Source organism: Tenacibaculum sp. IMCC1 (assembly GCF_054906355.1).
The window spans coordinates 13,313-34,704 of the sequence record NZ_CM142818.1; the positions used below are offsets into that span (position 1 = coordinate 13,313).

At 30.1% G+C, this 21,392-nt stretch carries 29 protein-coding genes; 20 read left to right on the forward strand and 9 right to left on the reverse strand.

Translation table 11 applies throughout. From position 1 onward, the window contains the following. Window positions 1–35: 35 nt before the first annotated feature. Window positions 36–425, reverse strand: coding sequence for a DoxX family membrane protein (locus ACXIHB_RS00075; RefSeq protein WP_047789184.1), 390 nt, complete (start codon window positions 423–425; stop codon window positions 36–38). 76 nt (window positions 426–501) lie between these two features. On the opposite strand from ACXIHB_RS00075, the gene ACXIHB_RS00080 reads away from it, so the two are divergent. From ACXIHB_RS00080 to dapA, 3 genes are read left to right on the forward strand one after another with little or no spacing between them, the layout of a single operon-like run. Beyond that, window positions 502–1,575 carry an esterase-like activity of phytase family protein gene (locus tag ACXIHB_RS00080; protein ID WP_462098611.1) on the forward strand — a complete coding sequence of 358 codons (1,074 nt, stop codon included), beginning with the start codon at window positions 502–504 and terminating at the stop codon, window positions 1,573–1,575. Window positions 1,576–1,604: 29 nt separating this feature from the next. Next, a complete protein-coding gene (locus ACXIHB_RS00085; protein WP_047789183.1) occupies window positions 1,605–2,117 on the forward strand; it encodes a DUF6913 domain-containing protein in 513 nt (170 codons plus the stop codon). Next, window positions 2,117–2,992, forward strand: a complete 876-nt coding sequence (dapA, locus tag ACXIHB_RS00090) for a 4-hydroxy-tetrahydrodipicolinate synthase (protein ID WP_462098612.1) — start codon at window positions 2,117–2,119, stop codon at window positions 2,990–2,992. Before ACXIHB_RS00085 ends, dapA begins: the two co-directional genes overlap by 1 nt. Window positions 2,993–3,171: 179 nt before the next feature. On the opposite strand, the gene ACXIHB_RS00095 is transcribed toward dapA, so the two are convergent. Then, complete coding sequence (locus ACXIHB_RS00095; protein WP_253055842.1) at window positions 3,172–3,345, reverse strand: hypothetical protein; 174 nt, start codon at window positions 3,343–3,345, stop codon at window positions 3,172–3,174. Window positions 3,346–3,767: 422 nt separating this feature from the next. Between ACXIHB_RS00095 and ACXIHB_RS00100 the strand changes: the two genes are divergently transcribed. The 9 genes from ACXIHB_RS00100 to ACXIHB_RS00140 all read left to right on the forward strand — a co-directional run bounded on the left by ACXIHB_RS00100 (window position 3,768) and on the right by ACXIHB_RS00140 (window position 12,118). Next, window positions 3,768–4,283, forward strand: coding sequence for a ferritin (locus tag ACXIHB_RS00100; RefSeq protein WP_159615472.1), 516 nt, complete (start codon window positions 3,768–3,770; stop codon window positions 4,281–4,283). Between the two features lie 131 nt (window positions 4,284–4,414). After that, window positions 4,415–5,227 carry an outer membrane protein assembly factor BamD gene (locus ACXIHB_RS00105; RefSeq protein ID WP_231128391.1) on the forward strand — a complete coding sequence of 271 codons (813 nt, stop codon included), beginning with the start codon at window positions 4,415–4,417 and terminating at the stop codon, window positions 5,225–5,227. Window positions 5,228–5,230: 3 nt separating this feature from the next. Further along, window positions 5,231–5,551: a DNA-directed RNA polymerase subunit omega gene (locus tag ACXIHB_RS00110; RefSeq protein ID WP_047789179.1), complete on the forward strand. Its 321-nt coding sequence runs from the start codon at window positions 5,231–5,233 to the stop codon at window positions 5,549–5,551. A 1-nt stretch (window position 5,552) separates the two neighbouring features. Next, the gene (gene coaBC, locus ACXIHB_RS00115; RefSeq protein ID WP_462098613.1) at window positions 5,553–6,764 is read left to right on the forward strand and encodes a bifunctional phosphopantothenoylcysteine decarboxylase/phosphopantothenate--cysteine ligase CoaBC; all 1,212 of its coding nucleotides are present in this window, start codon (window positions 5,553–5,555) and stop codon (window positions 6,762–6,764) included. Continuing rightward, window positions 6,757–7,647, forward strand: a complete 891-nt coding sequence (gene porD / locus ACXIHB_RS00120; protein ID WP_462098614.1) for a type IX secretion system protein PorD — start codon at window positions 6,757–6,759, stop codon at window positions 7,645–7,647. The genes coaBC and porD overlap by 8 nt, the downstream gene beginning before the upstream one ends. 127 nt (window positions 7,648–7,774) lie before the next feature. Then, on the forward strand, window positions 7,775–9,427 hold the full coding sequence (gene recN / locus ACXIHB_RS00125; RefSeq protein ID WP_462098615.1) for a DNA repair protein RecN: 1,653 nt from the start codon (window positions 7,775–7,777) through the stop codon (window positions 9,425–9,427). Between the two features lie 50 nt (window positions 9,428–9,477). Then, window positions 9,478–10,290 (forward strand): enoyl-ACP reductase FabI, encoded by an 813-nt coding sequence (locus ACXIHB_RS00130; protein ID WP_099216418.1) that lies wholly within the window; start codon window positions 9,478–9,480, stop codon window positions 10,288–10,290. A 95-nt stretch (window positions 10,291–10,385) separates the two neighbouring features. Beyond that, window positions 10,386–11,165 carry a DUF3050 domain-containing protein gene (locus ACXIHB_RS00135; protein ID WP_047789173.1) on the forward strand — a complete coding sequence of 260 codons (780 nt, stop codon included), beginning with the start codon at window positions 10,386–10,388 and terminating at the stop codon, window positions 11,163–11,165. 5 nt (window positions 11,166–11,170) lie between these two features. Beyond that, entirely contained in the window at window positions 11,171–12,118 is a 948-nt protein-coding gene (locus ACXIHB_RS00140; RefSeq protein ID WP_349265053.1) for a glycosyltransferase family 2 protein, read from the forward strand. Between the two features lie 33 nt (window positions 12,119–12,151). Here the strand turns inward: ACXIHB_RS00140 and arsC are convergent, their stop codons facing one another. After that, window positions 12,152–12,493 carry an arsenate reductase (glutaredoxin) gene (arsC, locus tag ACXIHB_RS00145; protein ID WP_047789629.1) on the reverse strand — a complete coding sequence of 114 codons (342 nt, stop codon included), beginning with the start codon at window positions 12,491–12,493 and terminating at the stop codon, window positions 12,152–12,154. A 19-nt stretch (window positions 12,494–12,512) separates the two neighbouring features. Further along, window positions 12,513–13,607: a peptide chain release factor 2 gene (gene prfB / locus ACXIHB_RS00150; protein WP_253055838.1), complete on the reverse strand. Its 1,095-nt coding sequence runs from the start codon at window positions 13,605–13,607 to the stop codon at window positions 12,513–12,515. A gap of 36 nt (window positions 13,608–13,643) precedes the next feature. Here prfB and ACXIHB_RS00155 point away from each other — a divergent pair, with 36 nt between their 5' ends. After that, entirely contained in the window at window positions 13,644–14,666 is a 1,023-nt protein-coding gene (locus ACXIHB_RS00155; RefSeq protein WP_462098616.1) for a threonine aldolase family protein, read from the forward strand. Here ACXIHB_RS00155 and ACXIHB_RS00160 read toward each other — a convergent pair. The 3 genes from ACXIHB_RS00160 to ACXIHB_RS00170 form a co-directional block, all read right to left on the reverse strand. Then, window positions 14,663–15,148: a hypothetical protein gene (locus tag ACXIHB_RS00160; protein ID WP_073183242.1), complete on the reverse strand. Its 486-nt coding sequence runs from the start codon at window positions 15,146–15,148 to the stop codon at window positions 14,663–14,665. The genes ACXIHB_RS00155 and ACXIHB_RS00160 overlap by 4 nt on opposite strands. Before the next feature lie 79 nt (window positions 15,149–15,227). Continuing rightward, the gene (locus ACXIHB_RS00165) at window positions 15,228–15,836 is read right to left on the reverse strand and encodes a hypothetical protein (protein ID WP_047789633.1); all 609 of its coding nucleotides are present in this window, start codon (window positions 15,834–15,836) and stop codon (window positions 15,228–15,230) included. Between the two features lie 5 nt (window positions 15,837–15,841). Continuing rightward, complete coding sequence (locus ACXIHB_RS00170; protein ID WP_073183239.1) at window positions 15,842–16,336, reverse strand: RNA polymerase sigma factor; 495 nt, start codon at window positions 16,334–16,336, stop codon at window positions 15,842–15,844. A gap of 152 nt (window positions 16,337–16,488) precedes the next feature. Between ACXIHB_RS00170 and ACXIHB_RS00175 the strand changes: the two genes are divergently transcribed. From ACXIHB_RS00175 to ACXIHB_RS00205, 7 genes are read left to right on the forward strand one after another with little or no spacing between them, the layout of a single operon-like run. Continuing rightward, the gene (locus ACXIHB_RS00175) at window positions 16,489–16,905 is read left to right on the forward strand and encodes a DUF2141 domain-containing protein (RefSeq protein WP_073183237.1); all 417 of its coding nucleotides are present in this window, start codon (window positions 16,489–16,491) and stop codon (window positions 16,903–16,905) included. A 40-nt stretch (window positions 16,906–16,945) separates the two neighbouring features. Next, window positions 16,946–18,298 carry a 2TM domain-containing protein gene (locus tag ACXIHB_RS00180; protein WP_167714048.1) on the forward strand — a complete coding sequence of 451 codons (1,353 nt, stop codon included), beginning with the start codon at window positions 16,946–16,948 and terminating at the stop codon, window positions 18,296–18,298. 5 nt (window positions 18,299–18,303) lie between these two features. After that, complete coding sequence (locus tag ACXIHB_RS00185; RefSeq protein WP_047789637.1) at window positions 18,304–18,600, forward strand: 2TM domain-containing protein; 297 nt, start codon at window positions 18,304–18,306, stop codon at window positions 18,598–18,600. Further along, window positions 18,590–18,877 (forward strand): 2TM domain-containing protein, encoded by a 288-nt coding sequence (locus ACXIHB_RS00190; RefSeq protein WP_462098617.1) that lies wholly within the window; start codon window positions 18,590–18,592, stop codon window positions 18,875–18,877. Before ACXIHB_RS00185 ends, ACXIHB_RS00190 begins: the two co-directional genes overlap by 11 nt. Window position 18,878: 1 nt before the next feature. Further along, the gene (locus ACXIHB_RS00195; protein WP_047789639.1) at window positions 18,879–19,220 is read left to right on the forward strand and encodes a 2TM domain-containing protein; all 342 of its coding nucleotides are present in this window, start codon (window positions 18,879–18,881) and stop codon (window positions 19,218–19,220) included. Further along, on the forward strand, window positions 19,204–19,512 hold the full coding sequence (locus ACXIHB_RS00200; protein WP_047789640.1) for a 2TM domain-containing protein: 309 nt from the start codon (window positions 19,204–19,206) through the stop codon (window positions 19,510–19,512). The genes ACXIHB_RS00195 and ACXIHB_RS00200 overlap by 17 nt, the downstream gene beginning before the upstream one ends. A gap of 26 nt (window positions 19,513–19,538) precedes the next feature. Continuing rightward, complete coding sequence (locus ACXIHB_RS00205) at window positions 19,539–20,294, forward strand: LytR/AlgR family response regulator transcription factor (protein ID WP_073183232.1); 756 nt, start codon at window positions 19,539–19,541, stop codon at window positions 20,292–20,294. Here ACXIHB_RS00205 and ACXIHB_RS00210 read toward each other — a convergent pair. Both ACXIHB_RS00210 and ACXIHB_RS00215 read right to left on the reverse strand, forming a co-directional pair. Next, window positions 20,291–21,082 (reverse strand): helix-turn-helix domain-containing protein, encoded by a 792-nt coding sequence (locus ACXIHB_RS00210; protein ID WP_047789642.1) that lies wholly within the window; start codon window positions 21,080–21,082, stop codon window positions 20,291–20,293. The genes ACXIHB_RS00205 and ACXIHB_RS00210 overlap by 4 nt on opposite strands. 5 nt (window positions 21,083–21,087) lie before the next feature. Next, window positions 21,088–21,366, reverse strand: coding sequence for a putative quinol monooxygenase (locus ACXIHB_RS00215; protein WP_173360855.1), 279 nt, complete (start codon window positions 21,364–21,366; stop codon window positions 21,088–21,090). Window positions 21,367–21,392 lie beyond the last annotated feature (26 nt).

The following is a 21,392-nucleotide window of genomic DNA, read 5'->3' on the forward strand; positions in this document are numbered from 1 at the left end:
AAGGGCAGTTTTAGAACTGCTCTTTTTAATTTAAATTAATGTTTATTTCTAACAAAAGGTATATTATTTCTATTAAAAATTAATAGAATAACTCCAGAGATGAAAGTTACGATAGCACTAATAAACAAAATGCCACCATCGCCATCGTGTTCAATACCTAAAATAGTTAAGTGGCTCATAATTGCTCCACCCATTAAACCAATAGTTAATAAGGCTCCTAACCAAGTTTTTTTGGGGATAAATAAAAGTACGGAAGCAATTAATTCAAAAACACCTGTACCTATTCGCATGTAAGTCTCGTTATCTCCAGCTATTTTAACAAACAAATCAATGCTTTCTTGAGCTCCAGTAAATTTAAAAAATAATGTTTGAAGCATTATAATAGCAGCTATCAGTTTTAAAATTAAAAGAATATATTTTTTCATACATAATAAAAATCTATTTACTTAGACGTTATAATTCTTAATGCTTACATAAACTAAAAACAATACTTTTGTAAGTATGAAAAAAATAGTATTAGTCCTATCCGTTTTTGGTTTACTTGCTTGTAAAAAGCAAAAAACAACACTTAAGTTTTTAGACGAGTATTTGATAAAAGATTCTTTAGTTATCAATAACACTGTTATCGGTGGGATTTCTGGAATTGATTATTACAATAACAACTACTATATGGTAGTGGATGATGCTACAAATCCAAGAATTTTAGTAGGAGATATTATTGTTAAAAATGATTCAATACAATCGGTAAATTTTGAAGATGTTATTATAGTTGATACTATAAGTAAGTTTACTAAAAACCATGTATTGGATTTAGAATCTGTATTCGTAGATAACGGAACCATAAATTTAGTAAGTGAAGGGTCTATTCAATATAAAAAAGACCCAAGTATATTTGAAATAGACACAAAAGGAAACTTTAAACAAGGGGTAGAAATACCTAATTATTTCAAAGCAACATCCAAAGCGAAACCAAAGCATAACGGTGTTTTTGAAAGTTCTTCAAAAAGTTTTGACGGAAAAGGTTTCTGGGTAGCAATGGAAGCTCCTTTAGAAGTAGATGGAGAAGAGCCTACATTTCACGAAACACAATCTCCTATCAGAATTACCTATTTTGATAACGAATCAAAAAAAGCGACCAAACAATTTGCATATCAATTAGAGAAAATTGATAAACCAGCTAAAGGAAAAATAAACCTAAACGGAACTACGGCTATTTTAGAATACCGAAAGAATCAGTTTTTTATAATTGAAAGAGCATATCAAAGTGGTTATGGTAGCCATGGAAATGTAGTTAGAATTTTTAAAGCAACTATAGATAAAACTTCAACAAATACATTAGAAAATCAATCTTTAAAAAACGAAAAATATACACCATTAAAAAAAGAGCTGTTATTTGATTTTAGTACTGTTAAAAATCAATTAACCGATGGGATAATAGATAACATTGAAGCGATTACTTTTGGTCCAATATTGCAAAACGGAAATAAATCGTTAATCTTGGCTGCTGATGATAATTTTCAGTTGTATGGAAGGCAATTAAATCAATTTTTATTATTAGAAATTGATGAGAAATAATATAAATTAGCTACTCGTAATTTTTACAGATGATAAGTACCCTAAAGAAGAAATCTATTCAGAAAGCATACGACAAACTAGTTGTAAAAAAAGAGAATATCCCTCATAAAGAAACTAAAGTTAAAAGTGTAGCAATATTGCTAGATAATGAAGCTTTAGTAAATGTAGTAATAGCCAACTTAACAAACATTTTTCCTTTTCAAAAAACAGACATAAGAGTACTAGTTTGTAAAGAGTACTCAAAAAAGGAGGAACCCTCTCCAGAGTTTTTTACCGAAAAAGATTTTGGTTTCAAAGCGAGTTTAAAATCCGACAATTTAAAAGATTTCGTTAAAAACAAATACGACCTACTTATAAACTATACAAAAACGTCAAACTTATTAACGAATATGGTAACTTTGTTGTCACAAGCAGATTTTAAAGCAGGTTTTGCAGAAATTGACGATAGATTGTACGATATAGTAGTATCTGATGCTAGTTTTAACGAAGCTGTTTTAAACCAAGAATTAAAAAAATACCTAACGATTTTAAATAAAATATAATGCAAAAGTTTGTAGGAACTGGAGTAGCTTTAGTAACTCCTTTCAATGAAGATTTAAGTGTAGACTTTGAAGCACTTAAAAAGTTAGTAAATTACAATATTGAAAACGGTACAAACTATTTAGTAATAAATGGAACTACTGGAGAAAGTGCAACAATTACTAAAGAAGAAAAATTAGAAATAATAAAAGTAATTGCTGAAGAAAATAAAGGGCGTTTACCTTTAGTTTTAGGGGTTGGAGGAAACAACACACAAACTGTTGTTGAAGAACTACAATCTTTAGACTTATCGGAAATAGACGGAATTTTATCAGTAGCCCCGTATTATAGCAAACCAACTCAAGAAGGGTTCTATCAACATTACAAAGCAATTTCTTTAGCGAGCCCTAAGCCAATTATTATGTATAATGTTCCTGGTAGAACAGCAAAAAATATAGAGCCAGCAACAACTTTACGATTAGCAAGAGATTTTGAAAACATTGTTGCAGTTAAAGAAGCAGGAAACAATCAACAACAATACTATGAGTTGTTAAAAGATAAGCCTGAAGACTTTTTAGTAATTTCAGGTGATGATGATTTGGCTGTTGGAGTAACTTTAGCAGGTGGAGCAGGAGTTATTTCTGTAATAGGGCAAGCATTACCAAAAGAGTTTTCAAAAATGATTCAGTTAGGGTTAGAAGGAAAAGCAAAAGAGGCTTACGATATACACTACAAACTAATGGATATAGTAAATCTAATTTTTGAAGAAAATAATCCTGCGGGAATTAAAGCGGTATTACAAAAGTTAGGAATCTGTTTAGATGAAGTACGTTTACCATTAGTAACAGCTTCAGAAGAACTACAAACAAAAATATCAGACTTTATAGATAATCTATAAAAGGAGCATATAGAAAAAGGAGTTAAAAAGACCATAGTTTATTATAAACTATGGTCTTTTTTTAGTTAGAATATTATTCCCATTGTTTTGAAAAACTATAAATTATTAACTTAATAAGTTTTTATTAATTAAAAGCGCCCTAAAAAGGGGCGCTTGAAAGTGTAAAATATAGAATAGGATTAGTTTTGACCTTCTTCACAAACTACTTCCATGACCCAGCCATTTCTGTAAACTAATCTCTCATAACAACATACAGGTTGGTCACAGGCTTTTTTTGGATAATCTAAACCACCATACACGGCTTTTTGCTCATTACTGTTTAAAATTTTTCCTAAACTTTTTAAATTTTTCATATTAAAGTTTTTATAATTAGATTTGCCTTGGTCATTTTAAGGCACCCAAAGTTTATGCCTATAATTTTCAAAACTCATTCATCATGTTCATCATGAAATAAATTTTGCTAGACTATTCTTTTATTAAAATTTGTTTTTAGAAAATAATTTTTGATTATTTTTTTTCATTAATGCAATTTTACTTTAGTAAATGTATGGAAACAAAATAAAAGTTTTTTACTTTTAATAAAATTTTAACGTTTGTTTAAAGGCTTATAATGGATTAAAGTACTTTTATTTTTAGGTCAATGATAAAAAATATAATTACAGACATATTTTTAATAAACAGCATACTTTTTATAACCGTAAGGTAAGGTATTTACTTTTCACTTAAGTCTTTTTTTAGCATCTTTGTATAAAGAGTAATTTTTAAAGTAGAAAATATGTTATCAAAAGTAATAGAACAAGCATTAAATGATCAAATAAGAGTAGAAGCAGAGTCTTCTCAAATATATTTAGCTATGGCATGTTGGGCAGAAGTTCAAGGTTTTGAAGGGGTGTCACAATTTATGTACGCACATTCAGATGAAGAGCGTATGCACATGTTAAAGTTAGTAAAATTCGTAAACGAACGAGGTGGACATGCTCATATTTCTGATTTAAAAGAACCACCAGCAAAATTTGGGTCTTTTAAAGATATGTTTCAAACATTGTTTGATCATGAGGTAATGGTGTCTAAATCGATAAATGATTTAGTACATATCACATTACAAGAAAAAGACTATGCAACACATAACTTTTTACAGTGGTATGTATCTGAGCAAATTGAGGAAGAAGCATTGGCACGTAACATTTTAGATAAAATTAATTTAATTGGAGACGATAAAGGAGGATTGTATTTATTTGATAATGATGTAAAGCAAATAGTAGCTCAATCTGCATCAGGAACACAGGAATAAGATTAACAAACATTTAGGAGTTCTTTGGAAAAATTATAACAGATTTTGTAGTTTCTTGTAAATCTCATTTATGAGATAAAAAATCGTTTTAATAATCCATAATTAATCACTAATTTTGCCAGATGCAAAAAATGAAAAATCTAGCGTATATTGCTGTAATGCTTTTAGTACTTTCTTCATGTGGAGAGTATCAAAAAGTATTGAATAAAGGAACTGTAGAAGAACAATACAAAATGGCTGTAAAAATGTACGAAGCTCAAAAGTACAGTAAAGCTTTACGTTTGTTTGAAAAGATAACACCTTCATACAGAGGTAAACCTCAAATGGAGCGTATTCAATTTATGGTTTCTCAATCTAACTTTAATGAGAAAAATTACGGGTTAGCAGGATATTACTTTAATAGATTTACTGGAAATTACCCAAAAAGTTCAAAAAGAGAAGAGGCCGCTTTTTTATCAGCGTTAAGCTATTACAAAGCAGCGCCAAGTTTTAGTTTAGATCCAACTGATACAAACAAAGCTTTAGAGGCTTTTCAGAAGTTTATAGATAATTATCCAGACTCAGATAAATTAGAGGAGGCTAACAAGTATCATGCTGAATTAAGAGCAAAACTAGAAAAGAAATCTTTTGAAATTGCAAAAACATATTATAGGACTGCTGAATATGATTCTAGAAACTACAAAGCAGCAATTGTAGCTTTTGATAATTTATTAGAAGATTATTTAGGAACAAAGTATAAAGAAGAAGCTTTATATTATCGTTTAAAAGCAGCACACGATTTAGCTATAAGAAGTAGACAAAGGAGAAAAGCAGAAAGGATAAAAAATGCTATCAAGGCATACGAAAAATTAAAAAGAAATTTTCCTGAATCAAAATTCATGGAAGAATCAAACGAAATGTTAGCAACATTAAACAAAGAACAAGAACAATTAGCTAAAAGTTAAAAAATGGATTATAAAGAAACGAAAGCGCCGTTAAGTACCGTAACTTATAATAAAGAAGCTATCGAGGCTCCAACACATAATATTTATGAAGCTATTTCTATTATAGCAAAGAGAGCTACACAAATTAATTCTGATTTAAAGAAGGAATTAGTTGACAAGTTAGATGAGTTTGCTACCTATAACGATAGTTTAGAAGAAGTTTTTGAAAATAAAGAACAAATCGAAGTTTCTAAATTTTATGAGCGTTTACCTAAACCACATGCTATTGCAGTAGAAGAGTGGTTAAATGAGAAGGTATATTATAGAACTCCAGAGACAAAATAATATGTCTGTACTAAGCGGTAAAAAAGTTTTACTTGGTGTTACCGCCGGTATAGCGGCATATAAAACAGCGAGTTTAGTTCGCTTGTTTATAAAATCAGGCGCAGAAGTCAAAGTAATTATGACTCCTGCGTCTAAAGATTTTATAACACCTCTTACACTTTCCACCTTATCAAAAAATCCAGTTCATTCTACCTTTTATGATAAAGAAGATGAAAATGAATTGTGGAATAATCATGTAGATTTAGGTTTGTGGGCAGATTTAATGTTAATAGCCCCAGCTACAGCAAATACCTTATCTAAAATGACAAATGGTACTTGCGATAATTTATTATTGGCAACCTATTTATCAGCAAAATGTCCAGTGTATTTTGCTCCTGCGATGGATTTAGATATGTACCAACATCCATCAACAAAAACTAGTTTAGAAAGTTTACAAAGTTTTGGAAATATATTAATTCCTGCTACTTCGGGTGAATTAGCAAGCGGATTGGTTGGAGAAGGTCGTATGGCTGAACCAGAAGACATTGTTGACTTTATAGAGAAAGATATTGTATCTAAACTACCGCTTCGAGGGAAAAAAATGCTAATTACCGCAGGTCCAACCTATGAAGCAATAGATCCTGTTCGTTTTATTGGAAATCATTCTTCAGGTAAAATGGGGTTTGAAATTGCAAAAACAGCGGCTAATTTAGGAGCTGAGGTGTTTTTAGTAGCAGGTCCTTCTCATCAACAAGTACATCATTCTTTTATTCATAGAATAGATGTGAAATCAGCTCAAGATATGTATGAAACATGTCATAAGTACTTTGCTGAGGTTGATATAGCTGTGTTATCGGCGGCAGTTTCAGACTATCGACCAAAAAATGTAGCTACTCAAAAAATAAAAAAGAAAGAAGCAGCGTTAAGTATTGAGTTAGAACCAACTAAAGATATCTTAAAATCTCTAGGAGAAATTAAGAAAAAACAGTTGTTAGTTGGTTTTGCATTAGAAACGAACGATGAGGTACAAAACGCAAAAAGTAAGCTTACACGCAAAAATTTAGATTTTATTGTATTAAATTCGTTACGTGATAAAGGTGCTGGTTTTGCAACCGACACCAATAAAATTACAGTTATTGATGCTGATTTTAATGAAAAATCATTTGATTTAAAATCAAAAAAAGCAGTGTCAAAAGATATCGTTAACGAAATAATACAAAAATTAAATGCGTAAGTTTTTCTTTATTTTTTTTCTTCTTTCTGTTACTTTTTCTTCTTATTCGCAAGAGTTGAATGCTACTGTAATTATCAATTCAGATAAAGTACAAAGTAGTAACAAGCAAGTTTATCAAACGTTACAAAAAGCATTAACAGAGTTTATTAATGATAAACAATGGACAAATAAAAATTTTAAGCAACAAGAACGAATTAACTGCGCATTCAATATTATAATAAACGAGCAAAACGGGAATAATTTTTCAGGAAGTTTACAAGTGCAGTCAACACGACCTGTATATAACTCAACCTACGCTACACCTGTTTTAAATATTAATGATACAAACTTTAACTTTCGTTATAATGAGTTTGATCCGTTAATTTACAATCCAACTATTTACGAATCAAATTTAATCTCTACAATTGCTTTTTATGTGTATACAATATTAGGAGTTGATACAGATACCTTTGCTTTGAAGGGAGGAGAGACTTATTTAAAACAAGCGGAAAACATTATGTTGCTGGCGCAATCTAATGGAGAATCTGGTTGGCAAAATCAAGTAGGAAAACAAAATCGTTTTGCTTTAATAGATAATTTATTGTCTTCTAAATTTAGTGCCTTACGAAGTATCTACTACAATTATCACCGTAACGGTTTCGATAATTTTGCTGATAATAAAAATTCAGCTAAAGAAGCAATTGAAAAAAGTGTTTTAGATTTAGACAAACTACACAATATTACTATTGGTAATTATATGATTCGCGTTTTCCTAGATGCTAAAGGAGATGAAATAGTAAATATTTTTTCTGATGGAGGTGCATCGAGAAATCAATCACAAATGATAACAGTTTTAAATAAGATTGCACCTACTTATAAAGATAAGTGGAAGAAATTACAGTAGTATTAGACTTGTTATAGGCTTAAATGTAACGTTTATAAGCTGTTGAAAAATCAATAGACTTCCTTTGTTTTAGTTTGACTTAATTCATTCAAAATTCTTACTTTTATTTTTTACAAAAGAATAGAATTTGCTTACACATTTATCTATACATAATTATGCGTTAATCAATCAGTTAACGATTGATTTTACGAACGGTTTATCTATCATAACAGGTGAAACTGGAGCAGGAAAATCCATTTTATTAGGAGCTTTAGGGCTTGTAATGGGGAACCGTGCCGACTTAACTGCTTTAAAAAACACAGAAAAAAAATGTGTTATTGAGGCTCAATTTTCTGTTGAAGGATATGCTTTACAAGAGTTGTTTAAAGAGTTAGATCTCGACTATGAACAAGAAACCATAATTCGAAGAGAAATTTTGCCTTCGGGCAAGTCGAGAGCTTTTGTTAATGATACACCAGTTACTTTATCGATATTAAATGCTTTAAAAACAAAGCTAATTGATATTCATTCGCAACATCAAACCATGCAGTTGTCAGATGTATCTTTTCAATTCTCTGTTATTGATGCCTTAGCAAAAAATCAAGCTAAAATAGCATCGTATAAAAGAGGCTTGCGTACGTATAACAAATTACGAAAAGAGCTGAAAGTACTTCAAGAAGAAACTGAGAAATCGAAAGAGCAGTACGAGTACAATTTACATTTGTTTAATGAGTTTGAAGAAGCTAATTTAAAAGAAGGAGAACAAGAAGTTTTAGAAGAAAAGTTAGATAAATTAAACAATATTGAAGAAATAAAGTTGAACTTATCTGAAGCTTTAGGTGTTTCGATTAATGAAGAAATAGGAATTCAAACATTGCTAAACTCTTTAGAGAGTAAACTGCAAAAAATTAGTTCTTTTTCTAAGCAATATGAAGAGTTAGCGAATCGAGTAACAAGCGTGAAAATTGAGTTAGATGATGTAGTTACTGAGTTAGAAAGTGCGAATGAAGAAGTTGAATTTAATCCGAATGAAATTGAAGAACTAAATGATAGGTTACAACTTATTTACAACCTTCAAAAGAAACATTCAGTATCAACTATAAGTGAATTACAAGAAATTCATGCATCATTATCTGAAAAAGTAGCACAGGTTGAAGATGCAGGAGGAATAGTGGCTCAAAAAGAGGCAGAAATTAAAGAGGTAGCTAAGAAGTTAGATGACGTAGCAAAAATGATTACGACATCTAGAAATAAAGTAATTCCGAAGTTGAAAAAAGATTTAGAATATCTTTTGTCGGAATTAGGAATGCCAAATGCTCGTTTTGCAATTGAATTACTAGCTTCTGAAGAATATTTATCTAACGGAAAAGACAATTTACAATTTTTATTCTCAGCAAACAAAGGAGGTAATTTTGGAGAATTGAAAAAGGTAGCATCAGGTGGAGAATTATCTCGCATCATGTTATCGATTAAAAAAATACTATCAGAAAACATACAACTACCAACCATTATTTTTGATGAGATTGATACCGGAGTTTCAGGGGAAGTATCTAATAAAATTGCAAAAATAATGCAAGATATGAGTGCTCATATGCAGGTAATAACTATAACACATTTACCTCAAATAGCTTCAAAAGGAGTGCAGCACTATAAAGTGTTTAAGGGAGAAGAAAAAGGAGTAACAACTTCTAATTTAAAGTTATTGTCAGAAGACGAGCGTATTAGAGAAATAGCGGAGATGTTAAGTGGAAAAGACGTTTCTGAAAGTGCATTGACTCATGCAAAGGAATTATTAAATTAAGAGTATATTTGCTTTCAAAACAAACAACGATAGACTAAAATATTTTAAATATGTATAATTTATTAAAAGGAAAAAAAGGAATCATTTTTGGAGCATTAGATGAGAATTCTATTGCATGGAAAGTAGCAGAACGCGCTCATGAAGAAGGAGCAGAGTTTGTATTAACCAACGCACCAATAGCAATGCGTATGGGAGGTATTAAAGACTTAGCAGCAAAAACCGGATCTGAAATTATTCCTGCTGACGCCACTTCTATGGATGATTTAAATAACTTGGTTGAAAAGTCTATGGAAATTTTAGGAGGGAAAATCGATTTCGTTTTACACTCTATCGGTATGTCAGTTAATGTACGTAAAGGACGTCATTATACAGATTCTAAATACGATTTTACAACGAAAGGATGGGACGTTTCAGCGGTGTCTTTTCATAAAGTAATGAACGTTTTATATAACAAACAAGCCATGAACGAGTGGGGAAGTATTGTTGCATTAACGTATATGGCAGCACAACGTGTATTCCCAGATTATAACGATATGGCTGATAATAAAGCGTATTTAGAAAGTATTGCTCGTAGTTTTGGGTATTTCTTCGGAAGAGATCATAAAGTACGTGTAAACACAATTTCTCAATCGCCAACGCCAACAACAGCAGGTCAAGGAGTAAAAGGATTTGACGGATTTATTTCGTATGCTGAAAAAATGTCTCCGTTAGGAAATGCTACAGCTTTAGAATGTGCTGATTATACCATCTCATTATTCTCAGATTTAACTAAGAAAGTAACGTTACAAAACTTATTCCACGATGGAGGTTTCTCTAATATGGGAGTGAGTGATGCGGTAATGGAAAGGTTTACTGAAGAGTAAATTAACTTGTGCCTTAAGCGTAGTCGGAAAGGTTCCGAAAGAATATATAATTAAATGCAAATCGTTAGATTTGCATTTTTTATTGATAGTTACAAATGAGCAATATTTTACACATAGAAAAGGAGTTAAAATCCTTAAGACAACAGCTTAAAGAACATGAGTTATATAATTCGTTAAATGATATAAATGATGTAAAATTATTTATGGAATCACATGTGTTCGCTGTGTGGGATTTTATGTCGTTATTAAAAGCATTACAACGAGAACTTACTTGTGTGAATTTACCTTGGTTACCTGCTGTAAATACTAAAACAGCTCGTTTTATTAATGAAATTGTGTTAGGTGAAGAAACTGATATTAATGAGTTAGGAGAGCCTAAAAGTCACTTTGAAATGTATATTGATGCGATGCGTCAAGCAGGAGGAAGTACTTCTCAAATTTCAAGTTTTATTTCAGATATTCTTGACAGTAAATCTGTTGAGCAAGCTCTGGAAAACTGTTCAATTATTGAAGAAGTGAAAGATTTTGTAAATTTTTCTTTTGAAGTTATTAAAACAAGACAACCACATATTATTGCATCTAGTTTTACCTATGGAAGAGAAGATGTGATTCCTGATATGTTTTTAGAAATTGTAAAAAATACGGAAGAGAAAGAAGGAAGTTCATACAGTAAACTTACGTATTATTTGAATAGACACATTGAGTTAGACGGTGATGAACATGGACCATTATCATTACAAATGATTGAAGAATTATGCGGTAATGATCAACAAAAATGGGATGATGTTTTGTTTTATGCTAAAGAATCTTTACAGAAAAGAATACAGCTTTGGGATGGTATAACTAAACAAATTAACAAAGCAGTTTTAGCATAGTGACTATAAGTTTTTCAATAATAATACCTGTTTATAATCGACCTCAAGAAATAGATGAGTTGTTAGGAAGCTTGACTAAACAAGAGTTGAAAGACGACTTTGAGGTACTTGTTATTGAAGATGGTTCTGAAAACTCATCAGAAGAAGTTGTAAATAAATACACTTCTCAGCTTAATCTAAAGTATTTTTCCAAGGGGAATAGTGGAGCAGGAGCAAGTCGTAATTATGGAATGAAAAGAGCATCAGGAAGTTATTTTATTATTTTGGATTCTGATGTTATTGTTCCACCACAATATCTTTCCGAAGTAAAAAAAGTATTAGAAGAAAGTTATACAGATGCTTTTGGAGGTCCAGATGCTGCGCATCCTAATTTTTCTGCTTTACAAAAAGCAATTAATTACTCAATGACTTCGGTATTAACTACAGGAGGAATTCGTGGAAAAAAGAAATCGGTTGGTAAATTTCAACCCAGAAGCTTCAATCTAGGCTTGTCAAAAGTTGCTTTTGAAAAAACAAATGGTTTTTCAAAAATGAAAGCAGGAGAAGATATCGATTTAACTTTCCGCCTTTGGGAAAATGGCTTTGAAACACAATTAATAGAAAAGGCTTTTGTATATCATAAGCGTAGAAGTACTATTAAACAGTTTTTTAAACAAACATTTGCTTTTGGTACTGCAAGACCTATATTGAATAAAAAACATCCAGAAACGGCAAAATTAACGTATTGGTTTCCGAGTTTATTCATCATAGGGATTGATATTGCCATTATAGCAGCTTTTTTTGGTTACTGGCAATTATTAACTTTTTATGGATTTTATTTTACCTGTACCTTTTTAGATTCTCTATTTCAAAATAAAAATCTACAAGTAGCTTTGTTAAGTATTGTAACAACCATCACTCAGTTTTATGGTTATGGATTAGGTTTTCTCGAGTTCAGATTTCTGAAAAAATAAAAAGCTCCCAATTTCTTGAGAGCTTTTAAGTAGTTAAATGATTTCTTTGATGTTTTCAGGTGGACGACCAATCACTGCTTTATTGCCATTAATAACTATTGGGCGTTCTATTAATTTAGGATTGTCAACCATAGCTTTAATGATTTCAGCATCTGATAGTTCTCTTCCTTTATATTCTTCTTTCCAAATTTTTTCATTTTTACGAACTAAATCGATTGGAGAAATATTTAATAGACTAATAACTCCTTTTAACTCTTCAGTAGAGGGAATAGTATCTAAATATTTTACAGTTTCAAACTCTTTACCAGAGTTTTCTATAATCTCTAAACCTTGTCTTGATTTAGAACAACGTGGATTGTGATATATTTTTATCATTATTAAGAGTTTTATAGTATTAATCTTCTTTTTGCCCCATCATCATTAAATAGGCTTTTAAAAACGGATTGATATTTCCGTCCATAACAGCATCTACATTTCCTGTTTCATGGGCTGTACGGACATCTTTTACCAACTTATATGGGTGCATTACGTAGTTACGAATTTGACTTCCCCATTCATTTTTCATTTTGTTTGCTTCAATTTCGTCACGAGCAGCTAAACGTTTTTGTAATTCAATTTCGTACAATTGAGATTTCAGCATTTGCATTGCAGTAGCTCTATTATCGTGCTGCGAACGTGAGTTAGAACACTGAATTTGAATACCTGTAGGTTTATGTAAGAGCTGAACTTTAGTTTCAACTTTGTTTACATTCTGTCCACCAGCACCACTTGAACGTGCTGTAGTAATTTCAATATCGGCTGGGTTTACTTCAATTTCGATAGAATCATCGGCTACAGGATACACATATACAGAAGCAAAGGAAGTATGACGTTTCGCATTACTATCAAAAGGAGAAATACGTACCAGGCGGTGAACCCCATTTTCACCTTTTAACCACCCAAAGGCATAATCGCCTTCAAATTCTAAAGTAACCGTTTTAATACCAGCAACATCACCTTCTTGGTAGTTTAAGGTCTTTATTTTAAAACCTTGTTTTTCTGCCCACATAGTGTACATTCGAGTTAGCATTTCTGCCCAGTCACAACTTTCAGTTCCACCTGCACCTGCTGTAATTTGTATCGTTGCACTTAAACTATCACCTTCTTCTGAAAGCATGTTTTTAAACTCAATATCTTCTAAAAAAGTAGCAGCTTTATCAAATTGTTCTTCTACTTCGTTTTCATCAATATCACCTTCTTTATAAAAATCATACAAAACTGTTAAATCGTCATTCATAGCTACAACAGTGTTATAATCTTCTACCCACTTCTTTTTAAACCGAAGTGATTTCATTACAGCTTCTGCTTCCTTTGGATTGTTCCAAAAATCAGGATTTGCTGTTTTTTCTTCTTCATTTGAAATTTCAATTAACTTCTTGTCAATTTCTAAATATCCTTTTAACTTGCCAATTCGTTCAGCGATATTTTTAAGCTGTTCGTGTGTAATCATAGATGCAAAAATACATTTTAAAAATCGTAGTTAGAAATGGAAATAAACTTAATAAGTGACACAGTAACAAAGCCAACTCAAGGAATGTTGGAAGCAATGATGAGTGCTAAGGTAGGAGATGATGTTTTTAAAGCAGATCCGACAGTGAATTTGTTACAAGAAAAAGTAGCGGATTTGTTTGGAATTGAAGCTGCGTTATTTTTTCCTTCGGGAACCATGGCAAATCAAACAGCGATAAAGATTCACACACAACCAGGGGATAGAATGTTTTGCGACAAATGGGCACATGTATATAACTATGAAGGTGGAGGAGCTGCGTTTAATGCAGGAGTTACTTCTTGTTTAATTGATGGGGGTAGAGGAATGTTTACAGCGAATCAGTTAGCAAGTGTGGTAGGAGAAAGAAATGATATTCATACACCTTATAGTAGATTAGTTTGTGTTGAAAATACAACAAACAAAGGAGGTGGTGCCTGCTGGGACTTTGAAGAATTACAAAAGATTCAAAAAGTAGCTAAAGCCAATGATTTGGCGTATCATTTGGATGGAGCACGTTTATTTAATGCTTTGGTGGCAAAAAAAGAAACCCCAAAACAATATGGAGAGTTATTTGATACGATTTCAATTTGTTTATCAAAAGGATTGGGAGCTCCTGTTGGATCTGTTTTGTTGGGAACTAAAGAACATATAGAAAAAGCGTTACGTGTACGAAAGTTGTTTGGTGGTGGAATGAGACAAGCTGGTTTTTTAGCAGCTGCTGGGATTTATGCTCTGGATAATCAAGTAGAGCGTTTAGCAGAAGATCATCAAAAAGCAAAAGAAATAGGTAAGGTATTAGAAAGTTGTTCGTATGTGAAAAAGGTAGAACTTATTGAAACGAATATTGTTATTTTTTATGTAGAAGATTCTATAAATCCAGATGATTTTATGAAAAAGATGGCAGAAAGAGGTATATTACTAATTTCTATGGGGGAAGGAAAAATACGAATAGTAACTCATTTAGATTATACAAATGAGATGCATGAAAAATTATTACAAGAATTAAGAGAGTTTTTTTAAAAGAAAACTCTTACGATAGGAGAGAAAGCAGAAGCGTATACACTTTTGCTTTCTTCATACAAAACATCGTATTGTACGCCTAAAGAAACAACACCTATTCTATAAGAAGCTCCAATATTTAAAGCAGGGTAATTATATTTTTTAGAAGTACCATTAATGTTTGTATTGACATACATTTGCTGTAAATCGGCAGAAAATTCAATTTCTCTAATAGGTCTATATAAAGTAATTATTTTAGGAGTGATTATATTAGAACTTAAACCTTCGTTTTTATTGTACACATAACCAATTCCTAAGCCTATAGAAAAAGATTCATTAAAATCATAAACAGCAGCTGGAGATATAGCAAGAGTTGTGTTATTTGAACCAAAGCCAAAGCTAGCATCCCCTCCAAAACGAAGATTTTTCCAAAAACTATGTTCTTGAGTAAAAGCAAAAACAGAATAAAAAAGGAAAACAGCTATAATAAATACTTTTTTCATAAGTAATGAATTAATATGGCTAATATAGTGAATGCTAATTATATAACGTTAATAAAAGTTTATGAAAAAACAGTTCTTTTTAATTTAAGTCTTCAAGTTTAGCAAGCTCTTTATAGTTTTTATTTAACTTTCTTAGTAAAATTCCATACAAGAGCTGATAAAAACACCATAAAACTATAAGCATAACTATCAACATTATTACTGTAACAATAATTGAAATTAAAACTTGCTTAGAGTTAAATTCTGGATGAGCTTTTAGTGATGCAATTGCAACTATAATTCCAAAAGTAAATACATATAACAAGTTAAATATAACGTAGTACTTTACAGTTTTTCTTGTTTTAATAATTTTTGTCATTAAAGTTTTAGTAGAGTCTACAACAGAAATGCTTTTATAATTAAGGTAAAATTTAATCAAGAAATAGAGTAGTACAGGGTATATGATAAATTGAGAATAAATCATAAAGTTATATAACCCAAGTTTTTTATATTCCTCATAAGCTTCTTCCATGTCAAAAATAAAATAGAAAGAATTCAAGAAAATAAACTCTAAAATTCCAATAATAAAAATCCACTTTACTATTGATGATGACTTGGAATGCGCCATTCTATAAATGTCGATTTTAGAAACTTTATTTGTTTCTTCAGACTGGTTTCCCCAAGCTTTTTTATATTTATCTAAATCCATTTAAATTATGGGTTTAATATCTTTTTTAATTTATCTTTTGCTCTGTTCATTTTAACTCGAGCATTTACTTGACTAATACCTAAGGTTTCAGAAATTTCTTTATAGGGCTTGTCTTCTAGGTATAAAAAAATTAGCGCTTTATCAATATCATTTAGTTTACGAATAGCACCATATAAGGCTTTTAATTGTATTTCTTCAGTGTCGTCATATTCTTCTGCTTTAATTTTAAAAGAATAGTCTGTAAAGTCTTGTGTTTTTATACTTCTTGTTGATTTTCTATATAAAGAAATAGCAGTATTTAATGCTACTCGATACATCCAAGTACTAAATTTTGCATCTCCTCTAAACTTACCATAGTTTTTCCATAACTGAATGGTGATTTCTTGAAACAAATCGTTATGTGCATTTTGATTGGTTGTATAAATCCTACATACCTTATGCACAATGTTTTGATTGGCTTCGAAATCAGTTAAAAATCTATTTTCTAATTCTTTTTTCACTAAGTTTAGTAGAGTTGTTATGTTATAAGTAGCTCAAAAATACAAATTGTTACAATTCATCCTAAAAATAATACAATTCAGTGTGTTTTTATTTTAGAGATAAAGCATCTTATGAATATTTGTGTCATAATTAACCGTAAAAAATAAATAAAATGAAACTTGTAATCCATATTGTTATTACAGTCGTCTTGTTTACAATTGAAACAATTTCAGCTCAAGACAAAACAATTGCAACGACAGTTGTAAATGTCACTTCAGATAAAGGAAAAATAAAATTTGCCTTATATACTAAAGAGAACTTTAGAAAAGAACCACTACAGGCAAAAGAATCAGTAATAATAAAGGGAAAAAGTACTGTAATTTTTGAAAAAGTATCAGAAGGAGAATATGCTATTATTTGTTTTCATGACGCAAACAATAATAATAAGATGGATTTTGAACCTAATGGAATGCCAATAGAAGACTATGGAGTATCAAACAATAAATTATCACGTTTTGGACCGCCTGTGTTTGACGAAGCAAAGTTTTTGGTTAAAGATAAAAATGTATCTTTCGATATTAAATTTTAGAATGAAGAGGGTAAACCTTTAAATATAATAAGCATAAAGAATGAAAACACCAGTAAAAAAAACATTTAATAGTTTGAAGAATGATATTTGGATTTGCTTAAAGCTTACAATTATTTTTGGTGTTGTTTTTACTATAATAAATCAGGCTTTTACATTAAAAGAAGCTGGATTAGTGTTTTTGTTTTCAGGAATGTATTCTTTTGTTCTGGGGTTAGGTAATGGAATTATTAATGGTTATTTAAGTAAAAAGTGGGATTGGGTTTTGCAAACCAATCAAAGAGTTTGGGCAGGAATCATAGCAACAATAAGCTATACAACTGTAGCTGTATTATTAATCCATTACGTACAGTACTTTGTAATTTTTAATAATAATATAGATAACTTCTTTAATGGACGATTTTTATGGATGCATTTATTTGCAATCATATTATCGTTAGCGATAGCCGTTTTTTTTCATGCCAAAGATTTTATGGTAAACTGGAAAGCGTCTGTAAAAGAAGAAACAACACAGCATGAAATAGTAGCTAAAACAGAAACAGCAAAATTTGAAACATTAAAGAATCAAATAGACCCCCATTTTTTGTTTAATAGTTTAAATGTACTAACCTCTTTAATTAGCGAAAATCCAAAACAAGCAGAGAAGTTTACAACAAAGTTATCTAAAGTGTATAGATATGTACTAGAACAACGTAATAAAGAATTGGTGCCTATACAAGAAGAATTACAATTTGCTAAGACGTATATGGAGTTATTACAAATGCGTTTTGAAGAAGCTATTCAATTTTATATTCCAGAAGAAGTAAGTAATTCAGATTTAAAAATAGTTCCTCTATCTCTTCAATTATTATTAGAAAATGCAGTAAAACACAATGTAGTTTCTTCAAATAAACCCTTAGAAATAAACATTTTTGAAGAAGAAGGTTTTTTAAAGATTCAAAACAACGTTAATCCGAAAGAGGCTATAGGAAAAAGTACAAAAGTAGGATTAAGAAATATAGCAGATCGTTACGGTTTAATAACCGATAGAAATATTCAAATAATTAATAATAATAAAATATTCACAGTGTGTTTACCGCTGTTAATTAATATAAAAGATAGTATCATGGATACAAAAAGTTTAGAAAACAGTAATTATGTAAAAGCAGTAGAAAAGGTAGAAAAACTAAAAGAGTTTTATCAAAACTTAGTTTCGTATTGTATAGTTATTCCTTTTTTAATATTTATAAACCTCAAAACATATTCAAAGTTTCAATGGTTTTGGTTTCCTATGATAGGTTGGGGGATAGGATTAATTTTTCATTATTTAGAAGTAAATAATTATAATTTATTCTTAGGTAAAAATTGGGAAGAACGCAAGATTAAGGAGTTAATGAATGATGATAAAAAATTATAAATGAGATGGAAAAAGAATACACAACAGCTTACAAATATGCAAAAGCAAAAAAGAGAGTAGAGAAAATCAAAGGGTTTTACATTCATCTTATAGTCACTGTATTAATCATTCCAGTTTTAATTTTTATAAACTTAAAGTTTGTGCCAAGTTATCATTGGTTTTATTATCCAATAATAGGAATGTTAATTGGAGTTTTTTTTCATTGGTTGGGCATTTTTGGAATAGAAAAAATAGGTTTAGGAAAAGATTGGGAAGAACGTAAGATTAAAGAATTTTTAGAAAACAATAACAATGGAAGGTAATTATAGAGAAGAAAAAAAGTATTTAGAGGCTAAAAAGAAAGTAAAACAAGTAAAAGGGTTTTATGCTCATGCTTTAGTAAATATCATTTCAGTGATTATTATTGTTTTAGTGAATTTAAAATTCTCACCTTATTATCACTGGTTTTGGTATCCTGTTATAGGAATAGTACTAGTGACTTTTATTCATTGGATGCTAGTTTTTGGTGTTAACATTTTAGGGCTTGGAAAAGATTGGGAGGAGAAGAAGATAAAGGAATACTTAAATAAAAAGGATTAGTATGGAAAATGATTATAAAGAAGAACATAAATATTTACTAGCCAAAAAAAGAGTAGAAAAAATAAAAGGATTTTATTGGCATTTAGCAGCGTATATAATTGTAAATATATTCATTTCAGTTGTAATTATTATGGGGTTGATGAATGAAGACAAGTTAACTTTTATCAAAGCAATAAGCAATTTTGGTGTATATGCTACTTGGGTTTTTTGGGGGATTGGAGTTTTTTTTCATTGGTTAGGAGTATTTGGAACCAATATTTTTTTTAATAAAGATTGGGAACAACGCAAAATACAAGAGTATCTAGATGAACTAAAAAAGAGAGAAAATGGAAACTATAAATAGAGAACAACAATATATAAGAGCTCAAAAAAGAGTAGATGAAATTAAAAAGTTCTACAAACATTTAGTGTTTTACATACTAATAAACTTAATTTTTATAGGAAGAAGAATATATAAAGATATTGTTTATGGAGACGAATCAGTAATGGAAGCTTTTTTAGATGTAAACAACTATAATTTGTTCTTTTGGTGGGGAGTTATAGTATTTTTACACGGATTTAATGTTTTTTCTAAAGGAAAACTTTTTTCTAAAAAATGGGAAGAGCGAAAGATTAAAGAATACATGAACAAGTAATTGCTAAAAATAGACCAAACCAAACTATGAATGTTATAATTATTGAAGACGAAAAGCCAGCTGCAAGACGGTTAAGTAGAATGTTAGCTGAATTAGATATAGAAGTTCAACAAATGTTGCACTCAGTAGAAGAATCGATTAACTGGTTTCAAAACAATTCTCATCCTGATTTAATTTTTTTAGATATTCAACTTTCAGATGGATTATCATTCGAAATTTTTGAAGAAGTAACTGTGAAATCAGCCATTATTTTTACAACGGCTTATGATGAGTATGCATTAAAAGCATTCAAGTTAAATTCTATAGACTATTTGTTAAAACCCATAGATGAAGATGAGTTAACAATAGCAGTAAATAAATTTAAAGAGCATCAACCTATACAAAGTAATATACAGGTTAATATAGATGACATTCGTAAGCTGTTGATTAACCCAGTTGATAGAAAATATAAAAAGCGATTTACTATAAAAGTGGGACAGCACTTAAAAATTATCAATACAGAAGATATTGAATGTTTTTACTCAGAAAATAAAGCAACTTACATACATACAAATGCTAATAGAAATTATTTAATAGATAACTCTTTAGAATATTGGCAAGAAGAGTTAGACCCCGAGCAATTTTTTAGGGTAAATAGAACATTTATAGTACATATAAATGCTATAAAAGATATTGTGTCTTATACAAACTCACGCTTACAACTAAAATTAGAATCTTATGAAGACTCAGAAATAATTGTAAGTAGAGAGCGTGTAAAAGATTTTAAAAACTGGATTGACTAGCTTAAAGGTTTATAATAAAAGTGGTTTTCAAAGTTTTTAGTTACAAAATACTGGGAAGGTTTAAGATTTGTAAAACTTTGAAATTCTTTAATAAAATGACTTTGGTCGTAATAACCATTATCTAAAGCAGTAGACAAATAATGTTTGTTACTCGATAGCAATACTTGTTTTACAGTTTTTTGAAGCCTAGTGATTCGTTGAAATTTTTTAGGAGAAACGCCAAACTTTTGTTTGAACAGACGTTCAAATTGACGGTAACTTAGATTACTTTGAGAAGCCAATTCATGGAGAGGTATTGAATTGAAGTTTTTGTATAGCGTTTTAATTATCAAATCCCAATTAACTATAGTAGAAAAATGATGTTTTTTTAATTGATTATATAGAAAGAAATCAATTAGTTTAATTTTTTCGTCTACACTAGGTAATGAATAAAGAATTTCTAAAAACTCTCTACCTTCATTTTGCCATATTTCTTCTACAGATAAATATTGATTAACAATTTGTGTATGCGGAATAGAAGCAAAATGTCTAAAACCACCACTATGAAAACGTACAGAAATATAATGTACATGGTTAGTTGAATCAAAAATTAATTTTTCTCTCGGACAAATAACATGAGCAATATCTAATTTTTCATTATTGATGGATAAGGGAGTGTCTATATGAAAAAGTACTTCTAAACCAGTGCCTGGTAAAATTAAAGGAAGACTTTTAGTTTGAGAACAAACAAAATACCTATCAATATAAGGAGATAGGTATTTTGATGGCTTATAGTGTTTTATACTCATTTAAATTAATAAATATTTATAATAGGCTCTCTGGTAATTAAAGGAGTAATATCTTTTATAAATTGATGAAAGTGTGCAGAGTTATTATGTGCCTCTACAGCTGTTTTATCAATATACTCTTCAAAAAACAAATAATTACCTTCACTAAATAGGTCTTTATGTAATTGATAGGTAATACATCCTGTTTCAGCGTTACTCGTTTTTACCATTTCTACAGCCAATTTCAAAAAATCGTTTTCTTTTCCTTGTTGAATTGCTATTTGAGCTATAATTACTTTTTGCATTGTGATGAATTAAAATTAAAACTCAA